The sequence below is a fragment of the Nostoc sp. MS1 genome (assembly GCF_019976755.1).
In the GTDB taxonomy this organism is placed as follows: Bacteria; Cyanobacteriota; Cyanobacteriia; order Cyanobacteriales; family Nostocaceae; genus Trichormus.
Map to the genome: position 1 here is coordinate 2387185 of NZ_AP023441.1, position 23483 is coordinate 2410667.

Consider the following 23483-nt stretch of genomic DNA (forward strand, 5'->3'; position numbering starts at 1 on the left):
GGGTATGGATTTCTGTAGATATTGGTTGAGGAATGTAGCGTATATATCATTTTTCGCAAAAATAGCCAGCATGAATAATCACTTAGCTCATGATCTGAACGAATGCTGAGAAATTGAGCTTATAACATAAGCATTGTATAAAATTTATAGAATACAAGTAATTTAAAATACATAAAAAATATATTTACACAGAGAACTATTTCGGTATTTTTTTGAGTTTAAGTAATTTGAGACACAATGGCTCATGCTTTAAAACACAATTTTGAGCAACAGTAGAATATTTACATTTGTTAATATTCTGTCTTTAGTTATCTTTGTCTGTATGGCTAGTAATATATCAAAGATCAAGTTCTTTGTGGGTATTCCGATATTTTATACTAGATGGAAACTATTTTTCGGACTGCCAATCATTCCAGAAGCCTGATCGATGCAAAATACTCGACTTAACAATTTATTTGATGCTATTGCTAGGCAGTTGGGGCAATTGTTTCTCAATCCTTGGCGGCGATTGTCCCTACTATTACTTAGTTTTCTGTTCGGATTTTTTCTAGGTACAGCAGTTTCTACCACAGCAGGTCAAAGGGCTGAACTAGATATTGTCATAGCTGCCTTCTTAGTATTTTTAACAGAAATTACTAGTAGAATATTTTACAATCGAAATTTTTTCGCTAGCCGATCGCTCTTAGTAGAAGCACTCAACATTCTTAAAGTAGGTTTCACATACAGCTTGTTTATTGAAGCCTTTAAACTGGGATCTTAAGAGTGAGCGAGTAGGAGTACCGCGCAGTCATGGAATTTAGGCAACAGGAAGCGTTAGCGGATACCTTAAGGGCTAAAACCTTCGGGATCACATCGGCAAATGTAGAGGAAAAGATGCAAGAGCGATCGCATCTTTTACAAGCAGTGCTACCTGCTTTTAATCAGTTCTGCCAAACAAGCCTGCATATTGCCCCAGAACAAATGTTACCCGTATTGTGGGATTTGTGGCTACCACTGGGCATGAAAATAGCTGCACAACGTCAACAATTAAAACGTCCCTTCATTCAAGGAATTTTAGGTAGTCAAGGAACGGGGAAAACTACAATGTCCCTGGTGATTGAGTTAATTCTCCAGCAGTTGGGATACCGTACCTTAAGTTTATCTTTAGACGATTTGTATAAAACCTATAGCGATCGCCTAGCCTTATTAGAACATGATCCCCGCTTAATTTGGCGTGGCCCACCAGGAACCCATGATATTGACTTAGGCTTAGATGTACTCGAACAAATCCGCCAAGGAAAAAGCCCGATAACTGTTCCCCGCTTTGATAAATCTGCACATGCGGGTGCAGGCGATCGCACTAACCCAGATATCATCACCGGAGTCGATATTGTCATTTTTGAAGGATGGTTTGTTGGTGTGCGCCCAATTAATCCTGACTTATTTGATTGCGCCCCACCGCCAATTGTCACTGATGCAGATAAAACCTTTGCTCGTGATATGAATCATCAGCTAACTAAATATTTACCATTGTGGGAGAAATTAGACAGTTTAATTTTGTTATATCCGATTGATTACCGTTGTTCTTTGGCATGGCGCAAACAAGCCGAACAAAAAATGATTGCTGCTGGTAAATCAGGTATGACAGATGCACAAATAGAAGATTTTGTCAATTACTTTTGGCGATCGCTACATCCAGAATTATTTATTAAACCTTTGTCTCAATCAGCAGAAATTGTAGATTTAGTTATAGAGGTTCACCCTGATCATTCATTTGGGAAAGTCTATCAGCCGTAATTCGTGATTAAGGAAATAGATTTTTCATGTTCTAACCTCTCCCCTGTTCCCTGAATTTAAAATGTAAACAGGAGATGATATTTGTTTAATGTATTGTTGACAGCGATCGCGTCCTTTGGTTTTGGCTTGGTATAATGCGCGATCAGCTGCGTCAATGATTTCTTGAAAATCAGAGTTCGGCACAGGAATTTCTGTTGCTACGCCAGCACTAACTGTGACACAAGTGTGAGCTTGAGAAGTTATATGGGGAATTGCAAGTTCTCGTACAGCCGTGCAGATTCTAGTTGCTAAATGAATCGCTCCGTCCGCATACGTTGTTGGTAGAATCACGGCAAATTCTTCACCGCCATAACGAGCGACAACATCACCAGGACGATTAACAGTTTCTTGGATAGTTTTGGCTACTAATTGTAAACAGCGATCGCCTGCTCGATGCCCATAAGTATCGTTGTAAGCTTTGAAAAAATCGACATCGCAAAGAATCAGCGATAACGGTAGTTGATTTCGCGCCATGCGTTGCCATTCTTGAGCGCAATATTCTTCAAATCTGCGGCGATTGGCTACTTGAGTTAACTCATCAATTGCTACCAACCTTTGCAATTCTAGGTTAGCAGCTTCTAGCTTTTGTTGGAGATGAGATTGCTGAATTAGTCGTTTGACTCTTTGACGCAAAACCGGCCAATGAATCGGTTTAGTTACATAATCAATGGCTCCCACCTCAAATGCACGGTCAACTGATTCTTGATCCTCTAATCCCGTAATCATTAAAACTGGAGTATATTTACCATTATCTAGTGATTGCAAATAAGTACAACACTCAAAGCCATCGAGATCGGGCATGATTGCATCCAGTAGGACAATATCAGGTTGCCGCTCTTGGAAAATATTTAAAGCCTCTCTACCATTTTCCGCCTCTACTGTCTGATAGCCTTCACGTTGTAGAGATAGGCGTAGCTGCGCTCGGATGAATGGTTCATCATCAACAATGAGGACTAGGGATTGGTCTTGTGGAACCACCGTGTTCATGATTTCTCCTTGTTAATTTCTCTGTGCAGAGCTATTTGAACTAGTTCATACTCTTGACGTAATTGTGAGCCTAGTTCCACGCAACCGCTTAAATTGCTACTGCGTCCTCTGGTTTCTAGCTGTTTACACAGTTGTGTTAAAAAAACTGCTCCAACCGATCCACTGCTAGATTTCAGCTTGTGTGCTGTTTTCCATAGAGCCTGAGCATCATTAGATGCGATCGCTATATCTATCTCCCCGATTAGTTTAGGAGATTCAGTAAGATAACAATTGATTAATTCAGCAAATGCTACCTGATTCTCTCCTAACATATCCCGTAATGCTTGTAAAACATTTGCATCCATTGTGGCAAATTTTAAATCATGAAGCTCCGTAATTGATTGAGTTTGGCTACTAATTGTTGAATGTGTTTTTTCTATATCAATACTTAAATGGTGGCATTTTCTGAGTGCTTTGGCTAACTCTTCCATTTGTAGGGGTTTGCTGAGGTAGTCATCCATACCAGCCGCTAAACAAGCTTGGCGATCGCCCCTCATGGCATTAGCTGTCATGGCAATAATATATGGACGAGAACCAGAACTCCAATTTTGCGAAATGATTTGGCTGGCTCTCAATCCATCCATTTCTGGCATATTCACATCCATCAATACCACATCATAGGCTTGATGCTGCAAAGCTTCTAATACTTTTAATCCATTAGCCACCACATCTGCTCGATAACCTAATTTTTTCAGCATGAGTAGGGCGACTTTTTGATTTATCACTATATCTTCAGCTAACAAAATTCTTAAAGGTCTTTGTTCTGCCAATGATGAATCGATGTTGAGAGTATCAACCGACTGGCTGTTAGTGCGAATTAGTTGATTGTTTAGAGTAGATATCAAAACATTGTAGAGTTGGGACTGTTTAATGGGTTTACTCAAACAAGCAGCAAATTCAATATCACTGACATTAGTATTTGGTTGACCCCAAGAGCTAACAATTACCACGGGTAGGTATTGATCATGAGGACGCTGACGAATTTGACGTACTAGGGAAAGACCATCTATTTCTGGGCTGCGCATATCTAAAATGGCAACATCAAAAGGCATTCCTTGATCAATTACAGCTAAAGCTTCAGCACCGGAGCGGACAGTATATGTTTCCATCTGCCAAAGTTCGGCTTGTAATTTCAAAATCTGGAGACTAGCAGGATGATCATCCACAATTAACAACCGCTTACCGATTAGCTGTACTGGAGAACTCATGGCAGTTTCTAAGCCTGAATAGGCAACCACTGGCACAGTCATAGAAAAATAAAAGGTAGAACCCGTAGAAGTAGATGAATCTGGGTTTCTAACTTGCCAATCAGAGGGAGGATTTCCACCCACACAGCCCCGACTTTCTACCCAAAGATGACCCCTCATCATCTCGCCTAATCTTTTGCTAATCACCAGCCCTAAACCAGTTCCGCCATATTTGCGAGTCATGGAAGCATCAGCTTGAACAAATGGTTGAAATAACCTTTCCATTACCTCCGGGGCAATCCCAATACCTGTATCTTTGATGGTAAAGAGGAGTTCGCAGCAGTTTTTGGCATTTTGGCTAGGCGATGACTGGCTACGCACTGAGATAACAACTTCTCCTTCGTGGGTAAATTTAATAGCATTATTAATCAGATTTGTCAGTATTTGCCGTAGACGAGTGACATCGCCAATAATTTGGGAAGGCACTTGGGGATGGATTAAGTAAGCTAGTTCAATATCTTTTTGGGCTGCTTTAGCGGCTAAAAGGTCAATAACTTGTTCTATACAAGTTCTCACCTCGAAAGGTTCTTGTTCTAGTTCTAACTTACCAGATTCAATTTTAGAAAAATCTAGAATGTCATTAATAATACTCAACAAAGCATCACTACTCGTCAGAACTGTTTCTACAAAGTCACGCTGTTGCGATGTCAAGTCAGTTTCTAATAGTAGTTCCGTCATGCCGATAACAGCGTTCATGGGGGTACGGATTTCATGGCTCATCATGGCCAGAAATTCACTTTTTGCCCGATTAGCTGTTTCTGCGGCACGTTTAGCCTGCTCTAAGGCAAAATTCTTCAGGGTGAGTTCTTCTCGTTGTTTGGTTTCTTGTTCTAATAACTGGGCTTGGGCTAAGGCTATACCTAATTGAGCGGCGACTGCTTCTAGTAAAGCAATTTCCTCAGTCGTCCACTGGCGAAAATGGTCACACTGATGGAGACAAATAGCTCCATTTGGTTCTCCTTGGTAAGAAGTGCGGACGGCAAGTATAGATTTTACACTGATTTGACAACAGCTAGGGACTACTAATTGCAGTGAAGAATCGCTGCGAACATCACCAGAGGTATAAGCGATCGCTTGATCTTGGGACATTAACTGTAGAATGTGGCTATCTTCAACCGTGGAAAAGTCCCATTTCTGCATTGAACAATCAGCAGCATGACGATATTGGGCAACTATAGGAATACGTGATTCGGGATGAGTAATATAAGAATGTATTAGACAGCGATCAACTGCAAAGGCTTGTCCAATTTGTGTCGCAGCAGTTTCAAAAATTTCCTGACTATCTAGGCTTTGACGAATCTTTTGGGTAATTTGTTCTAATAATAGAGTGCGGTGTAATTGTTGCTGTAAGGCTTCTTGCGCTTGTACTCGTTCGGTAATATCTTTGATTGAGCCAACCATCCGCACCGGATTACCCTGCTGATCACGTTGGGCGATCGCATGTACCAATACCCACTTATAACTACCATCGTTGCAACGCAAACGATATTCCACTACATAACTTGGAATTTTACCCTCAAGACAATCTTGCTTAACCGCCATAACTCGTTCCAAATCATCGGGATGAATGCGGCTAATGCAATCTTGATGATCAGCAATGGGATGATAGTTTACTTCTTTAACTAGTTCCGCCCACCGTGCAGAGCGAAAAGTTTCATCAGTGGTAATGTCCCAATCCCAAATAGCGTCTTGATTACCTTCAATAACTAATTGCCAACGTTCTTCACTTTTTCTCAAGGCAGTTTCTGCTTGTTTATGTTCGGTAATATCAACCGCAATCCCGCCAATGAGGGATTCCTCTGGTTTACTGGCTATGGGAAATTTATAAACTAAAAAATCTCGCACTGTACCATCAGCACAGGGGATCTGTTCTACAACGTCAATCACTTGGTTAGTACGAGCAACCGTTTGGATGGTTTCGAGGAATGTTTGGGCAAATTCTTGTTCATAAATATCAAAAATATTTTTGCCAATTAATTCTCTCGTCGGTATTTGAAAAGTAAGTAGGTAAGTTTCACTAACATAAATAATTGTGCCGTTCGCATCTGTAATCCAAGCTGGTGTAGGACTATGATTCATGAATGCTTGAAAACGTTCTTCGCTACGCCTGAGCAATAATTCAGCGTGTTTGTGTTCGGTGATGTCACGATTGACGCTAATCATTGCCACGGATTGCCCTGCTTCATCTTGTACAACTACTATAGTTGTCTCACAAATACCTTCACTACCGTCTTTGCGAACAAAGTTATTTTCGCCTGACCAACGCCCTTGTTTGATCATATCTGCGATCGCTGTGGCATTCAATTTGGCTGTTTGTGCCGATTTATTCAAAAAACTAGGAGTTTGTCCGAGAACGTCTGCTTTACTATAACCAAACATCCGCTCGGCAGCAGGATTCCAGTCTAGAATTTGTCTTTGCAAGTCAGTAATAATCACACCATCATACATATTCTCAAAGGTGAGGGCTTGCCGCCTCAGTGCCAGTTCTGCTTGCTGGCGTTCGCGTAGCGCAGCTTGCTGTTCGCTAATATCGGTTTGAATACCAATAAAATGGGTGACGTTGCCATTTTCTTCATATATGGGAGAGATACTTAATTGATTCCAAAACAAACTGCCATCTTTGCGATAATTCCGCAGAATTACTTGACAATCTTTACCTGTTTCTAATGCTGATTTGATTTCGGCGATCGCACTTTGTTCGACATCTTCCCCTTGTAAAAAACGACAGTTGCGTCCAATCACCTCTTTTGCTTTATAGCCTGTAATTTTCTCAAAGGCAGAGTTAACATAAATCACTGGGTAATTGGGGAGTTTAGCATCAGCAATGATTACCCCACTACTAATAGCAGCTAACGCCCGCTCCCGCAGCCTCAAAGTTTCTTCCACTAGCTTGAGGTCGGTAATATCAAACATAAACCCGCGCAACATCACAGGAGTTCCATCAACCTGGACTACATTCACAATGTCGCGCAGCCATACAACTCTGCCATCTGCGGCCAACATTCTATATTCAAATTCGAGGTTTTCTCCTGTATTGGTAGCTTCCCGACAAAAGTTTACTGCCCAATCTCGATCATCGGGATGCAGATGATTAATCCAAAAGTCTTGTTTGTACCATTCGGCTACAGGATAGGCCAAAATAGTTTCTGCTTGGGGACCTACATAGATAAAACGCCAAGTTTTTAAGTCTAATTCCCAAGGGATGACTTTGACTGTTTCGAGTAACTCTCGCAGACGGGTTTCGCTATTGCGCAAGGCGATTTCTGTGTGAGTTTGTTGTTCGATTGTGTTAGCTAGTTCTCGGTTAATTCTGCCAATTTCAAGATTGTTGAGTCTAGAAGCTTGAGCAAAATAAATTAATAAAATGATGACCCCAGCATTAATCGTGCCACCTATCAATACAAATGTGGGTAGTGGTGAGAATAGATTCTCCAATAGTTGTGGAGTAGGGGAAATCTGTAATTGCCAATTAATTCCGTAAAAATCAATATTAACCTCTTGTCGCCAAGATGACTGTATTGATAATTGTGTATCTTGGCTATAAATCAGTTCTTTGTTATCAAATATCCTAATTGTGTACCCTGGCGGTTTGTGTAGAGATGAATTAAAGAATGGTTGAATGGGAAAAACCCCTAAGATTGCACCACTAAATTTATTTCTTTTCTTGATGGGTACACAAATTAATAATTCCTGCTTGTTTTGGACGGGGTTAACTATTTGGACTACTGTAGTTTCGTGCTTGTTTTGTGGTGCAATGGAAATTGACTGTTTTAGTGATGCTTCTTCTTGAGCGAAAGAGACAGCTTGCAATACCTGCCATGATGAGTCAAGCAATTGGAGTGATTTATATCCTTGATCATCGCTTAGATAGGAGCTTGCTTCTATTCCCCAATGTGTTTGTGACGGACTGTTGTGCCTTTCCCAATGTCGTGCTAGATGTTCCAGTGACAAAACACGAGTATTAAGTTGTGTTAATACTTCAGTTTTTGTGGCGATCGCTTGTTGTTGAATCAGTTGTTGAATATTGATTTGCTCTTCGGCTTTCAGTCTCAGCCACAGCATCAACACTATACAAAGAATTATTATACCAATTAAGAACGGCAGCAACTTTCGTTCACTAAATAACTTCACTGAATAACATCGGTGATATTTATGCTGCCTATTCACTTATTGCCCCTCCATCGCTGAGACATCAGCGCCATTACTAATTACTAACTTTTTAGTTGTATGTCAAGACAAATACCAAAAGCAACAGAATATTTACTTGTATTATTTTTATAAACTTCTTTAAGCACTAAATTTTGGACAACTCCAATGTTTTCTACAAAAATCTAAAAAAATTGTAAAAAAATAGTAATTTATATTGTGTATATTCACAATCAAATTTTATTTAACTTTAATATTTAAATAATTGTGATTAAATCTTATCTAACAAATATACAATTAACATGCAGCAAATAACATACTAAAAACCACCAAAAATCAAGTATGAGTCATATATAATAACAACTGAATTTATTTTATAGTCAAAGTTTGTAGTAATGATTTAGCCCTGAAAAAAGGACTAAATCATTACTACAAACTCAACTATTCTATTTCTTCGCAGCGAATCAATAACTTTTCCATCGCCTCTGCTAAAGAAATTAAATCGCTCCAAGAAGAACCACTAACTAAACTTTGGGCGTGTGCTAATCTGTTGCGTAATTGTTCAGCTGATTTTAAGAAGCGTTCACCAGAACGTTTTGATTTGAGTTCTAGTTGTTCTAGAAGTTGTGGTTGATGTAATACTAACTCTCGCTTGTCACAAAACTGGAGGTAATCTAATAAATCTGTGGCTTCGTTTCTTTCTTGACTTTCTTTCCATAGCCGTTGTGCAGCTTCTAAACGCTCAGATTTCAGAAAATTCTGCCAAGAATCTTGGGGATAATAAAGTCGTACCAACCTAAGTAGGTTCATTTCCAGCAAAGTCACTAAACCAAATAGCAGCATCCTCACAGGTGCTTTCTGCAAGTCACCACAAGTAATAATGCCACTTACTTGATTACAGTCGAGGACAAATAAACGTGGATTTCGTTGTAAAACGGGTAGCAACTTCATTAACGGTGTGGAAATTGCAATCAGTTCCTTGGGATGAAACACACGCTGATAGTCACCGCACTTACCAGATTTAGCCTGCATTAAACTAGAGCGTTCAACGTAGCCAGTGATAGTCTCTCCCGTTTCTACACCAACTACATCGAAATCTTGCGATCGCATCCAGCCTAACACCTCTGTCACTTCAGCCTCTGCTGGTACAGCTTTTAGAGGTTCTGCCACATATTCAATTGTGATATTGTTCTCAAATAACCCCCGCAAGTCTTGAGAACGGGATTTTAAGTGTTTCATCTACATAATTCGTAATTCGTAATTCGTAATCGTCTGCAACAAGGCTTGCGCCTACGTAATTCGTAATTACGAATTTAACCTGAATTGCTCATTGTCGTGGCTATTTAAACAACACTCTTACCTTCTTCCTCATCTCCCTCATCTCCCTCATCTCTCCCACTCCCTCCCTTTAAACTTCAAGCGCCCAGACTAAACAGCCTGAGCGCTTGAATGTTAGGTTGCAGATAAAATTCTGCTAAGTTATGGAATTAAGCAGGCATCATTTGCATGGATCTGCAAGCTTCTGCACATTTGCGGCAAGCCATTGCACAATCCATCATCATTTGATCATCGCTCATTTGTTCGCACATCATGGCACAGCGATCGCACATTTCCGCGCAAAGCATACAAGTGCGTCCCATAAATTCGGAACCGCCCATCATCATATTCATACACATCATGCACATTTCTGAACAATCACGCATCATGCTCATCATGCCCATATCCATGTGCATACCGCCTTTGCTCATGCAGTAAGTCATGGTTTCCATACACATTTTATGACAGTCCATACAAGCTTTCATGCAGGCTTGCATTTCGGCAGTCATCATTTCAGTCATCATCATCATCATAGGAAATACCTCGTGATTTATTGATGTGTTAGTTGCCCTTTATCAAGGCTTACCTACAACATTAATCCTATCCTTTTAAGGAGTCAATACTGCTTAATTTTATGGAATTTATAAGCCGACTTACCCGATAGAATTACTGGCTTTTCAGTTCTAATCTACAGTTATTTAGGGGTATTTTCCTAGAAAATCTTACCAACTACAGCTTTCAAACACCGAAAGTAAAGTAGGCTTTATATAAGCCAAGATAATTTACTGCCAATAAGGGACATTAAAGCTAAATATTCCTCAAAGCAAAGTCATATTTTTTTGACAAAATTATTCTTAAAGATTTATTACGTTAAATAAAAATAAACTTTGTTTAAGAGATATCAGACTTGGGCTAGATGTTGGGAAATATAATTTTAAAAAAGTTAATTAAAAGCCAGCTTTAAGGTTACTAATAGTTGCTAAGTTAGCGATATATTCGTTTGAATAATATTATAAAAGCGCCTTATGATATGGTGCGATCGCCTGATATATCCAATATTTTCAGATCACTTAATCTATAGCTCATCAATTCTTCCCAAACCACCTTCCATCAACTGGATAGTCAATTCATACCCATTCAATAAAGCAGTTCCCAACAGAGGCCGTCTTCCTGTCGCTAAGACACGCACTACTTTTTCTTCGCCATTCCAGAGAATGGTAGCTCGATGTAAGGGTATATCTCAATACGGTTCGGTTAAAGGGGAAAGGCGAAGGGGAAAAGGGAAGAAAAAACCTTTAACCCTTACCCTTTAACCTTTTCCCTAAACCAATTATTAGTTCAAAATGCTTATCCGAACCGTATTGGGGTATATCTATACGAACGATTATCAGCTAAATTTGCAGGCATATCATATGGGAATGGCAAACCCATCAAAGCGATTCGTTTGCTGATGAACTTCATCCACGGGTTACTGGTAAATCTTGATAATTGATGTTTAATACACTACTAGTTTTACATCATCTACGTATTTAACTAATATTTACGGAATCGGAAAAAGTAAAGTGGTATCTTATATCTACTTGAATTAAGTAGTTTTCACTATTAAAAGCAAAGGACTATTATGAAGCACTCAGGATTGACAACTATTCTCACAAGCAGCGCGATCGCGATCAGTGCATTAGCAACTCTACAACAACCAAGCAGGGCAGATTATACAAAAGGTTTTTATTGTGACACTTCCACAGGTCAACCAGTCACAGTGTACCGCAATGCTAGTGGTGGTCTAGAACCCTGGATTCGCTGGACTTCTGAGTTCTTTAGAAAAAGTGGTTACAACTCTGTTGACAGATGTCGAGAAGTCAGTGGTCGGTTAGAAACTTACCGCCAGCAAAAGAGCTTAAGATTTATCACTGTAGGTATCATCAATCGCCAGAGAGTAGTTTGCACCGCCAGTCAAGTAAATGGTCGTTGTGAAGGACTCATTTTCACCCTCAAACCTGGACAAGACGCAGTAAAAACACTGGTAAACCTTTTAGCTTGGCGTGAAGGTCAAGCAGGAACACCTTCACTTTATGAAAGTGGTGAAATTCCTTACATTGATGTCAGCAGTCGCTTGGATAGTAATACAACTCCAGTTGTTTCTCCTAACAATTCTCAACCAACACAACAACCTCCTTCTACTACAGGTAGGGAACTATAAAATGCGATTAGTGCGGGGATTATGGCGATTACGATGGCTGGGTATCGGCATGGTTTTACTCATTGCTTATCCGCCAATTTGTTTAGCGGAAACTCGTCCTTTGATAACAACCAAACTTACCAAGCCAAAAATCGAACAAATCGCCCGCCAAACAACAGTTCGCATTTTCACTGGTACAGCATCAGGTTCAGGTGTAATTGTTCAGCGTCAAGGCGAAATTTATACTGTACTTACGAATTGGCACGTAGTTGGATTGAGTGAAAAACTCACAATTATGACCTGTGATGGTCGCCGATATTTCCCTATTACTAACAATTTTGTGCAAGTAGGGAAAGCAGATATGGCGATCGTCCAATTCAGGAGTGCGACTCCGTACCGCACCGCCACGATTCATCCCCAACCTGTTACCCCTGGTGAACCTTTATATACAGCCGGATTTCCCATGTATACCCAATATCAGGTAGAGACAACTTTTGATCAAGGTATTCAAGGATTTCGCCTGACTCAAGGAATAGTATCTCTGGTTTTACCCAAATCCCTCGATCAAGGATATCGCTTAGGGTACACCAATGATATCAGCATCGGCATGAGTGGCGGGCCAATTTTTAACCAATACGGTTTACTAGTAGGAATTAACGGACGCTTAAAAAACCGCGACCCAGATTTTGGCGTTTATACCTTTGAAGATAACACTTCCCCACATCCAGAATTATTAAAGCAAATGGTTCGTTCTAGTTGGGGCATACCAATAACTACATATTTACAATTAAAGTAGGAAAATTAATTATGAATCGTTTTTATAACTTACCAAGTGTACTTATGGGAACAGCAGTAGTTGCCAGTGTAGTGATTACTCAGCCTGTGTTTGCCCAATCTGCAAAAGACGTAGCTAAAGTAGCAATTCCTACCACTGTACAAATTAATAACACCCTCAGTCCTGGTGATAGTGGTTCTGGGGTAATTATTGCTAAAAATGGCAATACTTATACTGTGTTAACCGCCAATCATGTTGTCAAAAATCCTAATTCAGAATATATAATTCGCACCTATAACGGCAAAGAATATACTGTGACAACAGTACAAAGCTTGTCAGGAAAACCAGGAAGTCTTGATTTAGCGATCGCCAAATTTGAAAGCAAAGATGATTTAGCGATCGCACCCTTAGCAAATTCTGATGAAACAAGTATTGGTTCGGGTATTTATGTTTCTGGTTATCCCTTACCCGCCAAAGGGGGAACAGAACGAGAATATGCTTTTACTAACGGACAAGTCACTAATATCCGTCCTAGCAATAACGAAGGCTACACTATGCGATATGACGCTGTAACCCGCCGAGGGATGAGTGGTGGCCCAGTATTTGATGTTTCTGGTCGCGTAGTAGGTATTCACGGTCAAGGTGACACTGTAGGGACAGTACAAAACGAAGCTGGCGGAAGAAATGAAGAAGTGAAAACAGGTTTAAATTCGGCAATTCCTAGTAATACCGTTCTCGCATCTATATCTGATAAATCTGGCATGAAGTTTGATAATAAACCACCAGCAAATGTCGATGCAGAGAAAGTTTCACAAAACGATGTCAACAACTGGGTTAATGATATTGCTAAAGGAATTGTTAGTGATGTAATTCGCAGAATCTTACCGTTTTAATCTTACTGTAGTGGTTGCCACAAGATTTTTATTTTGTGGCGATCGCACATTCATTCTAGAAGATATAATTTGACGATTATTTTTAATAATAAATTCGCTTCAGCCTAAAGTTAATATACCTGCTGAAAAATTCACTGATAGCGGCAATATTTTCAACCACTGCAAACCCAATAAAGGCTCAGAAATACCTTCACCAGCTAAAACAGGAACAATATACTCCTGTCCATCCAATCTTACTTTACCTTCATATATATCAAAGAATGCTTCTCCCCTTGCCATTTGCATAATTTTATCCCTTTCAATTAAGCGCCACCCAATACTTTCAGCATCTTGTACATCAAGCGCCAACCAACCTGATGTAAATCCTGTATCTAACAAAACTTCAATAGGATACCTATCTTCATCAGATGAAATAATTTCTATCTCAAAAATTAACTCTCCAAGTTCACCAAACTCACCTGAAATCATATCCGTCCACAAGCACCTGTTTCATTGAGACGGAATGTAACTAGCCAACCAGTAGGATATTTCTCTCTCGCTTGTTTTTCAGCTACATTGTCATCTACATCAATAAAATAATCGCCACTGTTTGGTTCAATGACAATAAACCAGTTGTAATGTTCACTTATTAATTGCGGACGCACCCTATCAAAAACAATACGCGCTTTTTGACAACGAGCATTTCTTTCATCTCTCCGTCTAGCTAATTCTTCAGGTGGTAGGGTAAATTCTGGAAAGATTCTTCCAGGTTGACGACGGCGCACGGGTTTTGTGTTAGTCATATTCCTAGTTCCTTTATAGCGAAGCGATCGCCTACTCATTCTACAAGCTTTTTACTGAGGATATGGTTGAGCGATCGCACTTACCCATTCAAGGTAAATAACATATATAATCATTCTTCTAGCCACTGTTGATAACCACAGCTAAGTAAATTATTTTTTAAATTAGCAACAGCTTCAGCTTTAAGAATATCAATTGACTGTACTCGATATACATCGTTAAGTACCACGCTATATTCTTTACCAAGGTAACAAGCAATTACTTCTGTTAAGTTCCTATCTGACATCTCCTCACCTAGTAAAGCTAAAAGTGGTTCATAATCTTGTGCTTCAATACCATTAGGGAAAGCACATTGAATTAATTTATAAGTGCTTTGTAGATGAGGCGGAATAGTTAGCTGCATAATTAATTACCTGTTAGGGGAAAAGGTGAATGACTATATCGCGCCTAATAGAGCCTAGTCGATGGGTTTAGTTCAACTAATTCCGTAGCCAATAATCTACCTTCGATTGGTTCATACTCATCTTCTAGTAACCATGATTTTGCTGCTTCATAATTACTACTAGAAAATACAATCTTATAACCCTGTGCTGGGTCATAAATTTGACAGTTTTGCTTACTATCACAGAGTAATAAAACAATGTATGGAGGAGAAAACATAGGATCTATCCATACCTCTGTAAATTCCCAATTATTCTTCACTTAGTCTTTGTATCAGTTATAACTTGCAGCTTCTCTGACTATTTCCACATCTAGTTTTAATTTTTCTGCTATTTGCTGAATACTCAATCCCAACTCCAGTAAAATAGGAACCATTTTCAACTTAGTCTGTAGTTCGCCTTCTTCAAACGCTTCTTGATAAACTTTAGTATCTTTAATCAAGTCTACATTTAACATGACTTATAATTCCTCACGGCTTAAATTAGGAAACTTATAGATAAAGATTTTCTCTATAAATTCTAAAACTTTTTTTGTATGAGATTGTCTGTTAATTCTTCCCTAGCTTTTTCAATTAATTGAGCCAAATGTAGATTATATTCTTGTATTCCAGCTAAAAGCCAATTCTTACACTACCACTTTTAAACTCTTTGTAAAGAAAAAATAACAACGGTTGCTGATTTAGTTGTCCAAACAAACAAGTTTTGTTTATCAATATCCAAATCAATCGCTACTGCTTCTATTTGCTGGATAGTATTATCTTGATCTCTATATTTTAATAAGGTAGTAAATTGACAGATGTCTACACTTGGTTCGTTGATGATCAATTCTACTGGTTGACTAAGTTGATCAGGTTTCCACCCAGCTATTCCAGTAATCTTTATATTATCTATATAATATTTTCTTACTTTTTTACTATCCAAATTGTTCCACCACTCAGTAATTCTCTGAGCTTGTTCTTGATATTTCTTTGTGTTGTTGCAGTACCAACGAATAGAATTTTGACTATACTTAATTGCTTCTATAACTTTTTCTTCCCAATTTTCATCATTAGGATGTATTGTGTTCATTCTGCCTTCAGCTTTTGAGCGGTCTACATAGGCATAAAAAGCTTCAGTATCTTCTCGGTGTGTGAGAACATAATGACGTAGTTCATCGAGATTCATATCTTGATACTTAGCTAAAGTCATGCTCTATCCTCCAATTACTTATATTCTCCACTCGGTTCAATCTCGAACTCTAGATTTTCTCCTGCTAGTACATATAAATTACCTGTTCGTTCATCCATTCTCACCAAGTCTATACTTTTATATATTTTAGTCAGTTGATAACAAATTCTATAAAGTGTTTGAGTTTGTTCGTTTGTGGGTTTCATTTACCCTATGCTTAATATTTTGATTATAGAGGTTAATAATAATCATAATATCTGGAATGATACAAAAAACATAAAGTCTATCATTGCTATGTGAAAACATAGATGGGGTGAGTTGAGAAACAAAAAAGCAATATCTTATTTCTTAGATTTCTCTGTCTCTCAACTAAATTTATAACTTTAAAAAGATTGATATTGTTGAAATACTGACTCAATCTTTTTTCTTAAATCAGCTAAAGTAAGAGCATTATAACCATTTCGAGCAACTATATATTGTTCTAATAGTAATTTATCTATCTCGTTTTCACACTTGATCAAACCATAACTCCTAATCTCTGATAGTAAAAATCTAATTCCACAATTCAACCCAAATTCTATGAAAGGAGGATAAAACCTAGTATGTCCTGAAGCATCAAGACTTACATAAAAGTCAAACCTTCCTATAAATTCCTTTGAAGTCATTCGCTTATCTTGATCAAAGGTTGCTTGATGAACCATACTGATACTCATACCTATTAGTTTCCTTATAGAATGGAACTTATTAAACCCACTCTAGCCATAACCGACAACAAGACAAAAGCGGTAGAGAAATGTATCCTCTACCGCTTGCTAAATTTTATTTGAGAATTAAATTCCCAACTTTAACTATGACTCAACACCTTGGGGTAATAATTCCCGACGCTGTTGAGAACTAACTTGGACAGTGCCGTTTTCATCAACATCAACAAAGGCGACATCGCCATCTTTGATGCGACCAGAAAGAATTTCTTCGGCGAGGCTATCTTCCAGCAAGCGCATAATGGCGCGGCGTAATGGTCTTGCGCCGTAGCTGGGGCTGTAGCCTTCTTCGATAAGTCTGTCTTTGAAGCGATCGCTTACTTCTAAAGTTATACCTTTTTCTGTCAAGCGACCAAATACTTCTTTGAGCATGATATCCGCAATCTCGGTAACTTCTGCCTTGCTCAACTGACGGAAGACGATAATCTCATCTAGACGGTTGAGGAACTCAGGACGGAAGTATTGCTTCAATTCTTCGTTCACCAAGGAGCGAATACGGTTGTATTGCGATTCGCTTTGGTTGTCGGCGAACTCAAAACCGATACCGCCGCCACCTTTCTCGATTACCTTGGAACCGATGTTGGATGTCAAAATCAGCAAGGTATTCTTGAAGTCAACGGTGCGTCCTTTGGCATCTGTTAACCGACCGTCTTCTAAAATTTGCAGCAGCATATTGAAGACATCGGGGTGGGCTTTTTCGATTTCGTCGAACAGTACCACAGTGTAAGGACGACGGCGTACAGCTTCGGTTAATTGTCCACCTTCGTTATAACCAACGTAACCTGGAGGCGAACCAATCAACTTACTGACGGTGTGACGTTCCATGTACTCGGACATATCCAAGCGGATCATCGCTTCCTCGGAACCGAAGAAGTATGAAGCCAAGGATTTCGCCAACTCGGTTTTACCTACACCAGTCGGCCCGGAGAAGACAAAGCTTGCTATGGGTCGGTTGGGGTTCTTCAAACCAACACGAGCGCGACGAATGGCTCGTGAAACTGCTTTTACCGCATCTTCTTGACCGATTAAGCGCTGGTGCAAGGTGTCTTCCATGTGCAGCAGCTTTTCGGATTCAGATTCGGTCAGCTTGTTGACGGGAACGCCTGTCCAAGAAGCAACGATGTGCGCAATATCTTCCTCGGTTACTACAGGCTCTTCACCTTCTGTACCAGAAGCATTGGTCTTACTTTGGGCGATCGCGCGAATTTCGGCTTTGATTTCCATTTCGCGATCGCGCAGTTCCCCGGCTCTATCAAAGTCTTGGGAACGGACAGCATCATCTTTTTCTTTTAAGATTTGGCGCAGTTCTTTATCTAACTCTTTGGCTGCGGGGGGCAGTTGGGAGTTGATCAACCGCACACGAGAACCAGCTTCATCAACCAAGTCGATGGCTTTGTCTGGCAGATAGCGATCGCTAATATAACGATCAGATAATTTCGCTGCCGCGACTAAAGCTTCGTCGGAGATTTTCAGCTTGTGGTGTTGCTCGTAGCGATCGCGCAAACCATATAAAATTTCTATTGTTTCATCGACGGTAGGTTCACCGACCATCACAGGCTGGAAGCGCCGCTCTAACGCTGCGTCTCGTTCGATGTGCTTGCGGTACTCATCTAAGGTTGTCGCCCCGATACATTGCAATTCACCTCTCGCCAAAGCTGGTTTGAGGATATTTGCCGCATCAATTGCGCCTTCCGCCGCACCTGCACCAATGAGGGTGTGTACTTCGTCTATTACAAGAATTACATTACCCGCTTGACGAATCTCGTCCATGATTTTCTTCAAGCGTTCTTCAAATTCACCCCGGTACTTGGTTCCAGCGACCAACAAACCGATATCTAGGGTTACTACACGCTTATCTTCGAGGATGTCGGGGACATCTTTGTTAGCGATACGAGATGCTAGACCTTCGGCGATCGCGGTTTTACCAACCCCAGGTTCACCAATCAATACTGGGTTATTTTTTGTCCGGCGGCCTAAGATTTGGATTACACGCTCGATTTCCTTGGCGCGTCCCACCACAGGATCGAGCTTGTTATCTGTGGCCATTTGAGTCAGGTTAGAGCCAAATTCATCCAATGTTGGTGTTTTGGTGCGTCCAGATTGCCCTGTCGCTGAAACCTCGGCGGTTTCTCCCAACATCCGAATAACTTGGGTTCTTACCTTAGATAGATCCACCCCAAGATTTTCCAGCACCCTGGCTGCCACACCTTCCCCTTCCCGGATCAGGCCCAACAGCAGATGCTCGGTGCCAATGTAGTTATGCCCTAATTGGCGCGCTTCTTCTAGGGATAGTTCTAGAACCCGCTTTGCCCGTGGCGTAAACGGAATTTCCACGGCCACAAAGCCCGAACCCCGGCCTATGATTTTTTCTACTTCGATGCGAGCATCTTTGAGATTGACTCCCATTGATTTCAGCACCTTGGCCGCAACTCCCGTACCTTCCCCGATCAAACCCAAGAGGATTTGCTCGGTTCCAACGAAGTTGTGACCTAAACGGCGGGCCTCTTCTTGGGCCAGCATGATTACTTTAATGGCTTTTTCTGTGAAGCGTTCAAACATGGCATTTTTCCCATCACCTGCGTCGTGCCGGTACGCTGATTTTAGCACAGGCTAAGAGTTTGGATGTCTGTATCCAAAGATAATTAGCATCCAAGAGCTATCACACAAGTTGACGGCGTGATTAATATTCATTTATTAGTGCTGCCCTGCCAATATTACTGAGGAGAGAGAATTTATCAGCATTTTTGGGCTTGAATAATTTGCAGCCAAAGATTAAATTGGCTATTTTTATGAACGGTCACAAATATTCATTGTTAGCACAAGTGATGTACTAATATCAAGATTTTTTCTCGTTCAATATCTTATTTAAAACTTTATCAATTTCAAGATTAAATATTCTGATGATTCAAATTCAGGAAAATTAGATTATTTTTTATTAACTTAGTTGTTTTCAATATGGACAACCAAGTAAAGATGTGTATTAGGAAATGGGGAGTAGGGAGTGGGGAGTGGGGAGTGGGGAAATTAGGGAGATGAGGGAGAACAACTGTCAACTGTCAACTGACCAATGACTATTGGCTAATTCATACCGAATAATAGTTTCCCAATATTGTAATTTCTTTTGAAACTGGGGATATTGCAAATCGGGGAGCCAAAGAATTAGAGCATCTTCGCCATTATCTTGGTAATAACCGCGTCGCCTGCCTGCGGTTTGGAACTCAAATTTTTGGTATAAAGATATTGCGGCTAAATTAGAAGCGCGAACTTCGAGGGTGGCGCGTTCTAAACCGCGATCGCAAGCTGTTTGGAGGAGAAAATATAATAAAGCTTGTCCCAAACCTTGATGATGATATTGGGGATGAACGGCAACAATTGTGATATGGGCTTCTTCTAAAATTGACCAAAAACACCCCATCCCTAATAACTTGACGCTGGAGTGGGGAGAAAATAAACCAAGTAAATCACTATTGGGACTATCCAACTCTCTTTGGTAGCCCTCCATAGTCCAAAGCCCACCAAAACAGGCTTGATCCAGTTCTAGGATTGCAGTTAAATCCTCTGAGGTGAGGGTTTTAAGTTCTAAGCTCGATAAGATCACTTTTAACTTGGATAAGAATACAAACCCTTTGTAAACTGGGATTGGGACAATTAATTCACGCCCGTAATTTGAGCAAGGACAACTTATATAGTTATGGTATCAACTCACCCGGTTGGGGTTCAAAATGCTGGGACTCAGTATTTACCCGAACAAAACACAAATACTCATATTTCGCCCAATCAGGAACTATTACCTTTAACTGCCAAAATTAACAGTCAAGGAAACCTAGAAATTGGTGGGTGTGATGTCACAACTCTAGTTGAACAGTTTGGTTCACCTTTATATATATTAGATGAAGAAACTCTCAGAACAGCTTGTCAGCAATATCGAGATAGTTTCCAAAAGTATTATCCTGGCGAATCCCAAGTATTGTATGCTTCCAAAGCATGGAATTGTTTAGCTGTTTGTGCGATCGCAGGCTCAGAGGGTTTAGGAATTGATGTAGTTTCCGGTGGTGAACTCTACACTGCACTAACGGCTGGTGTGAATCCCGCAAAAATTTACCTCCACGGTAATAATAAATCTTTAGAAGAACTACGTCTAGCGATAGATGCAGATGTAACTATTGTGGTAGATAACTGGTACGAATTGCGTACCTTGGCAAGTTTAGCTCAAGCAGAACAGCCAATTCGGATTATGTTGCGGCTGACTCCGGGGATTGAATGTCATACCCACGAGTACATCCGCACAGGACATCTGGATAGTAAATTTGGTTTTGATCCTAACGACTTGGATGATGTTTTCCAGTTTGTGAGTCAGCAACCAAATTTAAACTGTGTAGGCTTACACGCTCATATTGGTTCCCAAATTTTTGAGCGCCAACCCCATCGGGATTTAGCGGCTGTCATGGTGCAGTGGTTGCGCGATGCTAATAAATACGGCTTGAATGTCACCGAATTAAATATTGGCGGTGGTTTGGGAATCAAGTACGTAGAATCAGACGATCCACCAAGTATTGATGAGTGGGTGAAGGCGATTTGTGAAGTAGTACAACAAGCTTGTGCAGCCGAAAATTTGCCTTTACCAAAACTACTGTCCGAACCAGGGCGATCGCTCATTGCCACAAGCTGCGTTACCGCTTACACTATTGGTTCAACTAAAACAATACCAGATATCCGTACCTACGTTTCTATTGACGGAGGTATGTCTGATAACCCACGCCCAATTACCTATCAGTCGGTTTATCGGGCAGTAATTGCCAATAAATTGTCTGCTCCCCATACCCAAACAGTAACTGTCGCGGGTAAGCATTGTGAATCAGGAGATATTCTGATTAAAAATGCCCAACTGCCAAAAACTGAACCAGGGGATATTCTCGTAGTTATGGCAACTGGTGCATACAATTACAGTATGGCCTCTAACTATAACCGCCTACCCCGACCGGCAGCAGTTGTAGTGGCAAACGGCGAAGCAAACTTAATTTTGCAACGCGAAACCTATCAAGACTTAATTCGACAAGATCGTCTACCGGAAAGATTGAAGAATTAGTCAATAAGTCCATAGTCCACAGTCAATAGTCCATAGAGCAATCTCTGTAACTAATGACTATGGACTAATGACTAATGACTAATGACTAATGACTAATGACTAATGACTAATGACTATTAGAATCCAGATGTCATGAAAGATTGGTGGAAGCAATGGCTGGCAAACCTGGGATGGTCACAGTCCTTGCTGCTGGGGACTCTGGATATTGTATTGGTGTTGGTGCTGACCTACATGATACTGGTGATCATTAATGAGCGCCGGACTTTGTGGTTGGTGCGAGGATTTATTGTGTTAATGCTGGCTTCAGCGCTTAGTGGCAGGTTTGGTTTACCCCTGCTAAATTTTGTTTTGGAAAAATTGGTGATTGGCTGTGCTGTAGCAATGGCAGTTGCTTTACAGTCAGAATTTCGCCGCTTTTTGGAACAATTAGGGCGTGGAGAATTTCGCCAATTATTGCAACCAGCCAATCTGACTATTCCCAAGTCTGATAATGTAATTGAAGAAATTGTCGAAGCGGTTAAAGAACTTTCAAAAAACCGCATCGGAGCTTTATTAATATTGGAAACTACTGGCCCCATCGATGAACGAGATTTTTCTGTACCTGGCGTAAAACTCAACGCCGATGTTTCTAAAGAACTGATACAGACAATCTTTCAACCGAAAACTTTGCTACATGATGGGGCAACATTAATTCGTGGCTCAAGGATCATATCTTCGGGTATAATTTTACCGCTTTCGGGACGCACAGCCTCGCGCCAGTTGGGAACACGCCATCGGGCAGCAATGGGAATTACTGAGCGAGTCGAAAATTGTATATGTGTCGTTGTATCAGAAGAAACGGGTTCTATTTCCCTAGCGGAAAGGGGAACTCTAAATAGACCACTGACAATTAGGAAGCTCAAAGAGTCATTAGAGGCTCGATTATCTCCGATAGTAGATCGGGAAGCTGTCGCTCCTGGGTTGTTCAGTTTGGGTCGTCAGGTTAGTGATCAGGCACTAGCACTGGTTTCACGTTTACCACTTCTTCGACGCGCTACGCATAATTTACTTTCCCGTAGGGACAAGACCGCTTCTCGAGATAAAAAATGACAATACAACAAACTGAACTGCTACAATTACCATCTGATTTAAAACGAGAATTGCTACCCAAACACGTTGCAGTAATTATGGATGGCAACGGTCGATGGGCAAAACGTCAAGGTCTACCCCGAATTATGGGTCATAAGCGAGGAGTAGATGCGCTCAAGGATCTCCTGCGTTGCTGTAGAGACTGGGGAATTGGTGCGCTAACAGCCTATGCTTTTTCTACAGAAAATTGGAAAAGACCGCAGGAAGAAGTTGATTTTTTGATGACTCTGTTCCAGCGAGTTTTGCGTCAAGAACTGCGGGAGATGATCGAGGAAAACGTACAAATTCAGTTTGTGGGGAATTTAGCAGCTTTACCGCGATCGCTGCAAGAAGAAATTTCCCGTTCTATGGAAGAAACTAAAAATAATCGTGGTATTCGCTTCTCGGTTGCTACCAATTATGGAGGACGGCAAGAGATTCTACAAGCTTGCCGAGCGATCGCGCAAAAAGTCCAGCAAGGTCTGCTTCAGCCAGATGAAATTAATGAAGAAGTATTTGAACGCCATCTATACACAGCCGGAATTGACGACCCAGACTTATTAATTCGCACGAGTGGCGAAATGCGCCTTTCCAATTTCTTACTATGGCAGATGGCTTATGGAGAAATTTACATTACCGATACTCTCTGGCCAGATTTCGACCGCGCCGAGTTTCACCGCGCCTTGTGTGCTTATCAGCAGAGAGAACGGCGGTTTGGGAAAGTGTAGAACAAGGGGAGTAGGG

General features: G+C 40.6%; 23 protein-coding genes. 8 read left to right on the forward strand and 15 right to left on the reverse strand.

From position 1 onward, the window contains the following. Positions 1–427: 427 nt before the first annotated feature. Together NSMS1_RS10375 and NSMS1_RS10380 are read left to right on the forward strand one after the other, a co-directional pair. Entirely contained in the window at positions 428–760 is a 333-nt protein-coding gene (locus tag NSMS1_RS10375) for a DUF565 domain-containing protein (protein WP_224092959.1), read from the forward strand. A 29-nt stretch (positions 761–789) separates the two neighbouring features. After that, positions 790–1776 (forward strand): glycerate kinase, encoded by a 987-nt coding sequence (locus tag NSMS1_RS10380; protein WP_224092962.1) that lies wholly within the window; start codon positions 790–792, stop codon positions 1774–1776. Positions 1777–1800: 24 nt separating this feature from the next. Here the strand turns inward: NSMS1_RS10380 and NSMS1_RS10385 are convergent, their stop codons facing one another. The 4 genes from NSMS1_RS10385 to NSMS1_RS10400 form a co-directional block, all read right to left on the reverse strand. Then, positions 1801–2802 carry a PleD family two-component system response regulator gene (locus tag NSMS1_RS10385; protein WP_224092965.1) on the reverse strand — a complete coding sequence of 334 codons (1002 nt, stop codon included), beginning with the start codon at positions 2800–2802 and terminating at the stop codon, positions 1801–1803. Next, complete coding sequence (locus NSMS1_RS10390; RefSeq protein WP_224092966.1) at positions 2799–8150, reverse strand: PAS domain S-box protein; 5352 nt, start codon at positions 8148–8150, stop codon at positions 2799–2801. The genes NSMS1_RS10385 and NSMS1_RS10390 overlap by 4 nt, the downstream gene beginning before the upstream one ends. Before the next feature lie 525 nt (positions 8151–8675). Then, on the reverse strand, positions 8676–9473 hold the full coding sequence (locus NSMS1_RS10395) for a hypothetical protein (protein WP_224092967.1): 798 nt from the start codon (positions 9471–9473) through the stop codon (positions 8676–8678). Between the two features lie 248 nt (positions 9474–9721). Beyond that, positions 9722–10084: a four-helix bundle copper-binding protein gene (locus tag NSMS1_RS10400; protein WP_224092969.1), complete on the reverse strand. Its 363-nt coding sequence runs from the start codon at positions 10082–10084 to the stop codon at positions 9722–9724. Positions 10085–11172: 1088 nt separating this feature from the next. Here NSMS1_RS10400 and NSMS1_RS10405 point away from each other — a divergent pair. The 3 genes from NSMS1_RS10405 to NSMS1_RS10415 are packed head-to-tail and all read left to right on the forward strand — an operon-like array spanning position 11173 to position 13398. Then, a complete protein-coding gene (locus NSMS1_RS10405) occupies positions 11173–11751 on the forward strand; it encodes a COP23 domain-containing protein (RefSeq protein ID WP_224092971.1) in 579 nt (192 codons plus the stop codon). 1 nt (position 11752) lies between these two features. Further along, the gene (locus NSMS1_RS10410) at positions 11753–12526 is read left to right on the forward strand and encodes a serine protease (RefSeq protein WP_224092972.1); all 774 of its coding nucleotides are present in this window, start codon (positions 11753–11755) and stop codon (positions 12524–12526) included. A gap of 11 nt (positions 12527–12537) precedes the next feature. After that, positions 12538–13398 (forward strand): serine protease, encoded by an 861-nt coding sequence (locus NSMS1_RS10415; protein ID WP_224092973.1) that lies wholly within the window; start codon positions 12538–12540, stop codon positions 13396–13398. 99 nt (positions 13399–13497) lie between these two features. Here the strand turns inward: NSMS1_RS10415 and NSMS1_RS10420 are convergent, their stop codons facing one another. The 11 genes from NSMS1_RS10420 to rimI form a co-directional block, all read right to left on the reverse strand. Further along, a complete protein-coding gene (locus tag NSMS1_RS10420; RefSeq protein ID WP_224092975.1) occupies positions 13498–13866 on the reverse strand; it encodes an aspartyl protease in 369 nt (122 codons plus the stop codon). Beyond that, a complete protein-coding gene (locus NSMS1_RS10425) occupies positions 13863–14180 on the reverse strand; it encodes a hypothetical protein (RefSeq protein WP_224092977.1) in 318 nt (105 codons plus the stop codon). Before NSMS1_RS10425 ends, NSMS1_RS10420 begins: the two co-directional genes overlap by 4 nt. A 110-nt stretch (positions 14181–14290) precedes the next feature. Further along, positions 14291–14581 (reverse strand): DUF3349 domain-containing protein, encoded by a 291-nt coding sequence (locus tag NSMS1_RS10430; RefSeq protein WP_224092979.1) that lies wholly within the window; start codon positions 14579–14581, stop codon positions 14291–14293. Between the two features lie 44 nt (positions 14582–14625). After that, positions 14626–14838, reverse strand: coding sequence for a hypothetical protein (locus NSMS1_RS10435; protein WP_317986599.1), 213 nt, complete (start codon positions 14836–14838; stop codon positions 14626–14628). A 54-nt stretch (positions 14839–14892) separates the two neighbouring features. After that, the gene (locus NSMS1_RS10440; RefSeq protein WP_224092983.1) at positions 14893–15075 is read right to left on the reverse strand and encodes a hypothetical protein; all 183 of its coding nucleotides are present in this window, start codon (positions 15073–15075) and stop codon (positions 14893–14895) included. Between the two features lie 3 nt (positions 15076–15078). Continuing rightward, entirely contained in the window at positions 15079–15171 is a 93-nt protein-coding gene (locus NSMS1_RS35320) for an Rpn family recombination-promoting nuclease/putative transposase (RefSeq protein WP_224095190.1), read from the reverse strand. 86 nt (positions 15172–15257) lie between these two features. Beyond that, positions 15258–15806 carry a DUF6887 family protein gene (locus NSMS1_RS35325; RefSeq protein WP_317986588.1) on the reverse strand — a complete coding sequence of 183 codons (549 nt, stop codon included), beginning with the start codon at positions 15804–15806 and terminating at the stop codon, positions 15258–15260. Between the two features lie 14 nt (positions 15807–15820). Beyond that, positions 15821–15991: a DUF6888 family protein gene (locus NSMS1_RS10455; RefSeq protein ID WP_224092985.1), complete on the reverse strand. Its 171-nt coding sequence runs from the start codon at positions 15989–15991 to the stop codon at positions 15821–15823. A gap of 177 nt (positions 15992–16168) precedes the next feature. Then, complete coding sequence (locus NSMS1_RS10460; protein WP_224092987.1) at positions 16169–16486, reverse strand: hypothetical protein; 318 nt, start codon at positions 16484–16486, stop codon at positions 16169–16171. A gap of 147 nt (positions 16487–16633) precedes the next feature. Next, positions 16634–19105, reverse strand: coding sequence for an ATP-dependent Clp protease ATP-binding subunit (locus NSMS1_RS10465; protein WP_224095191.1), 2472 nt, complete (start codon positions 19103–19105; stop codon positions 16634–16636). Between the two features lie 490 nt (positions 19106–19595). Further along, positions 19596–20144 (reverse strand): ribosomal protein S18-alanine N-acetyltransferase, encoded by a 549-nt coding sequence (gene rimI, locus NSMS1_RS10470; protein ID WP_224092988.1) that lies wholly within the window; start codon positions 20142–20144, stop codon positions 19596–19598. A gap of 93 nt (positions 20145–20237) precedes the next feature. Here rimI and lysA point away from each other — a divergent pair, with 93 nt between their 5' ends. The 3 genes from lysA to NSMS1_RS10485 all read left to right on the forward strand — a co-directional run bounded on the left by lysA (position 20238) and on the right by NSMS1_RS10485 (position 23467). After that, positions 20238–21632, forward strand: coding sequence for a diaminopimelate decarboxylase (lysA, locus tag NSMS1_RS10475; protein ID WP_224092990.1), 1395 nt, complete (start codon positions 20238–20240; stop codon positions 21630–21632). A 132-nt stretch (positions 21633–21764) separates the two neighbouring features. After that, entirely contained in the window at positions 21765–22721 is a 957-nt protein-coding gene (gene cdaA / locus NSMS1_RS10480; protein WP_224092991.1) for a diadenylate cyclase CdaA, read from the forward strand. Then, positions 22718–23467, forward strand: a complete 750-nt coding sequence (locus NSMS1_RS10485; protein ID WP_224092993.1) for an isoprenyl transferase — start codon at positions 22718–22720, stop codon at positions 23465–23467. The genes cdaA and NSMS1_RS10485 overlap by 4 nt, the downstream gene beginning before the upstream one ends. Positions 23468–23483 lie beyond the last annotated feature (16 nt).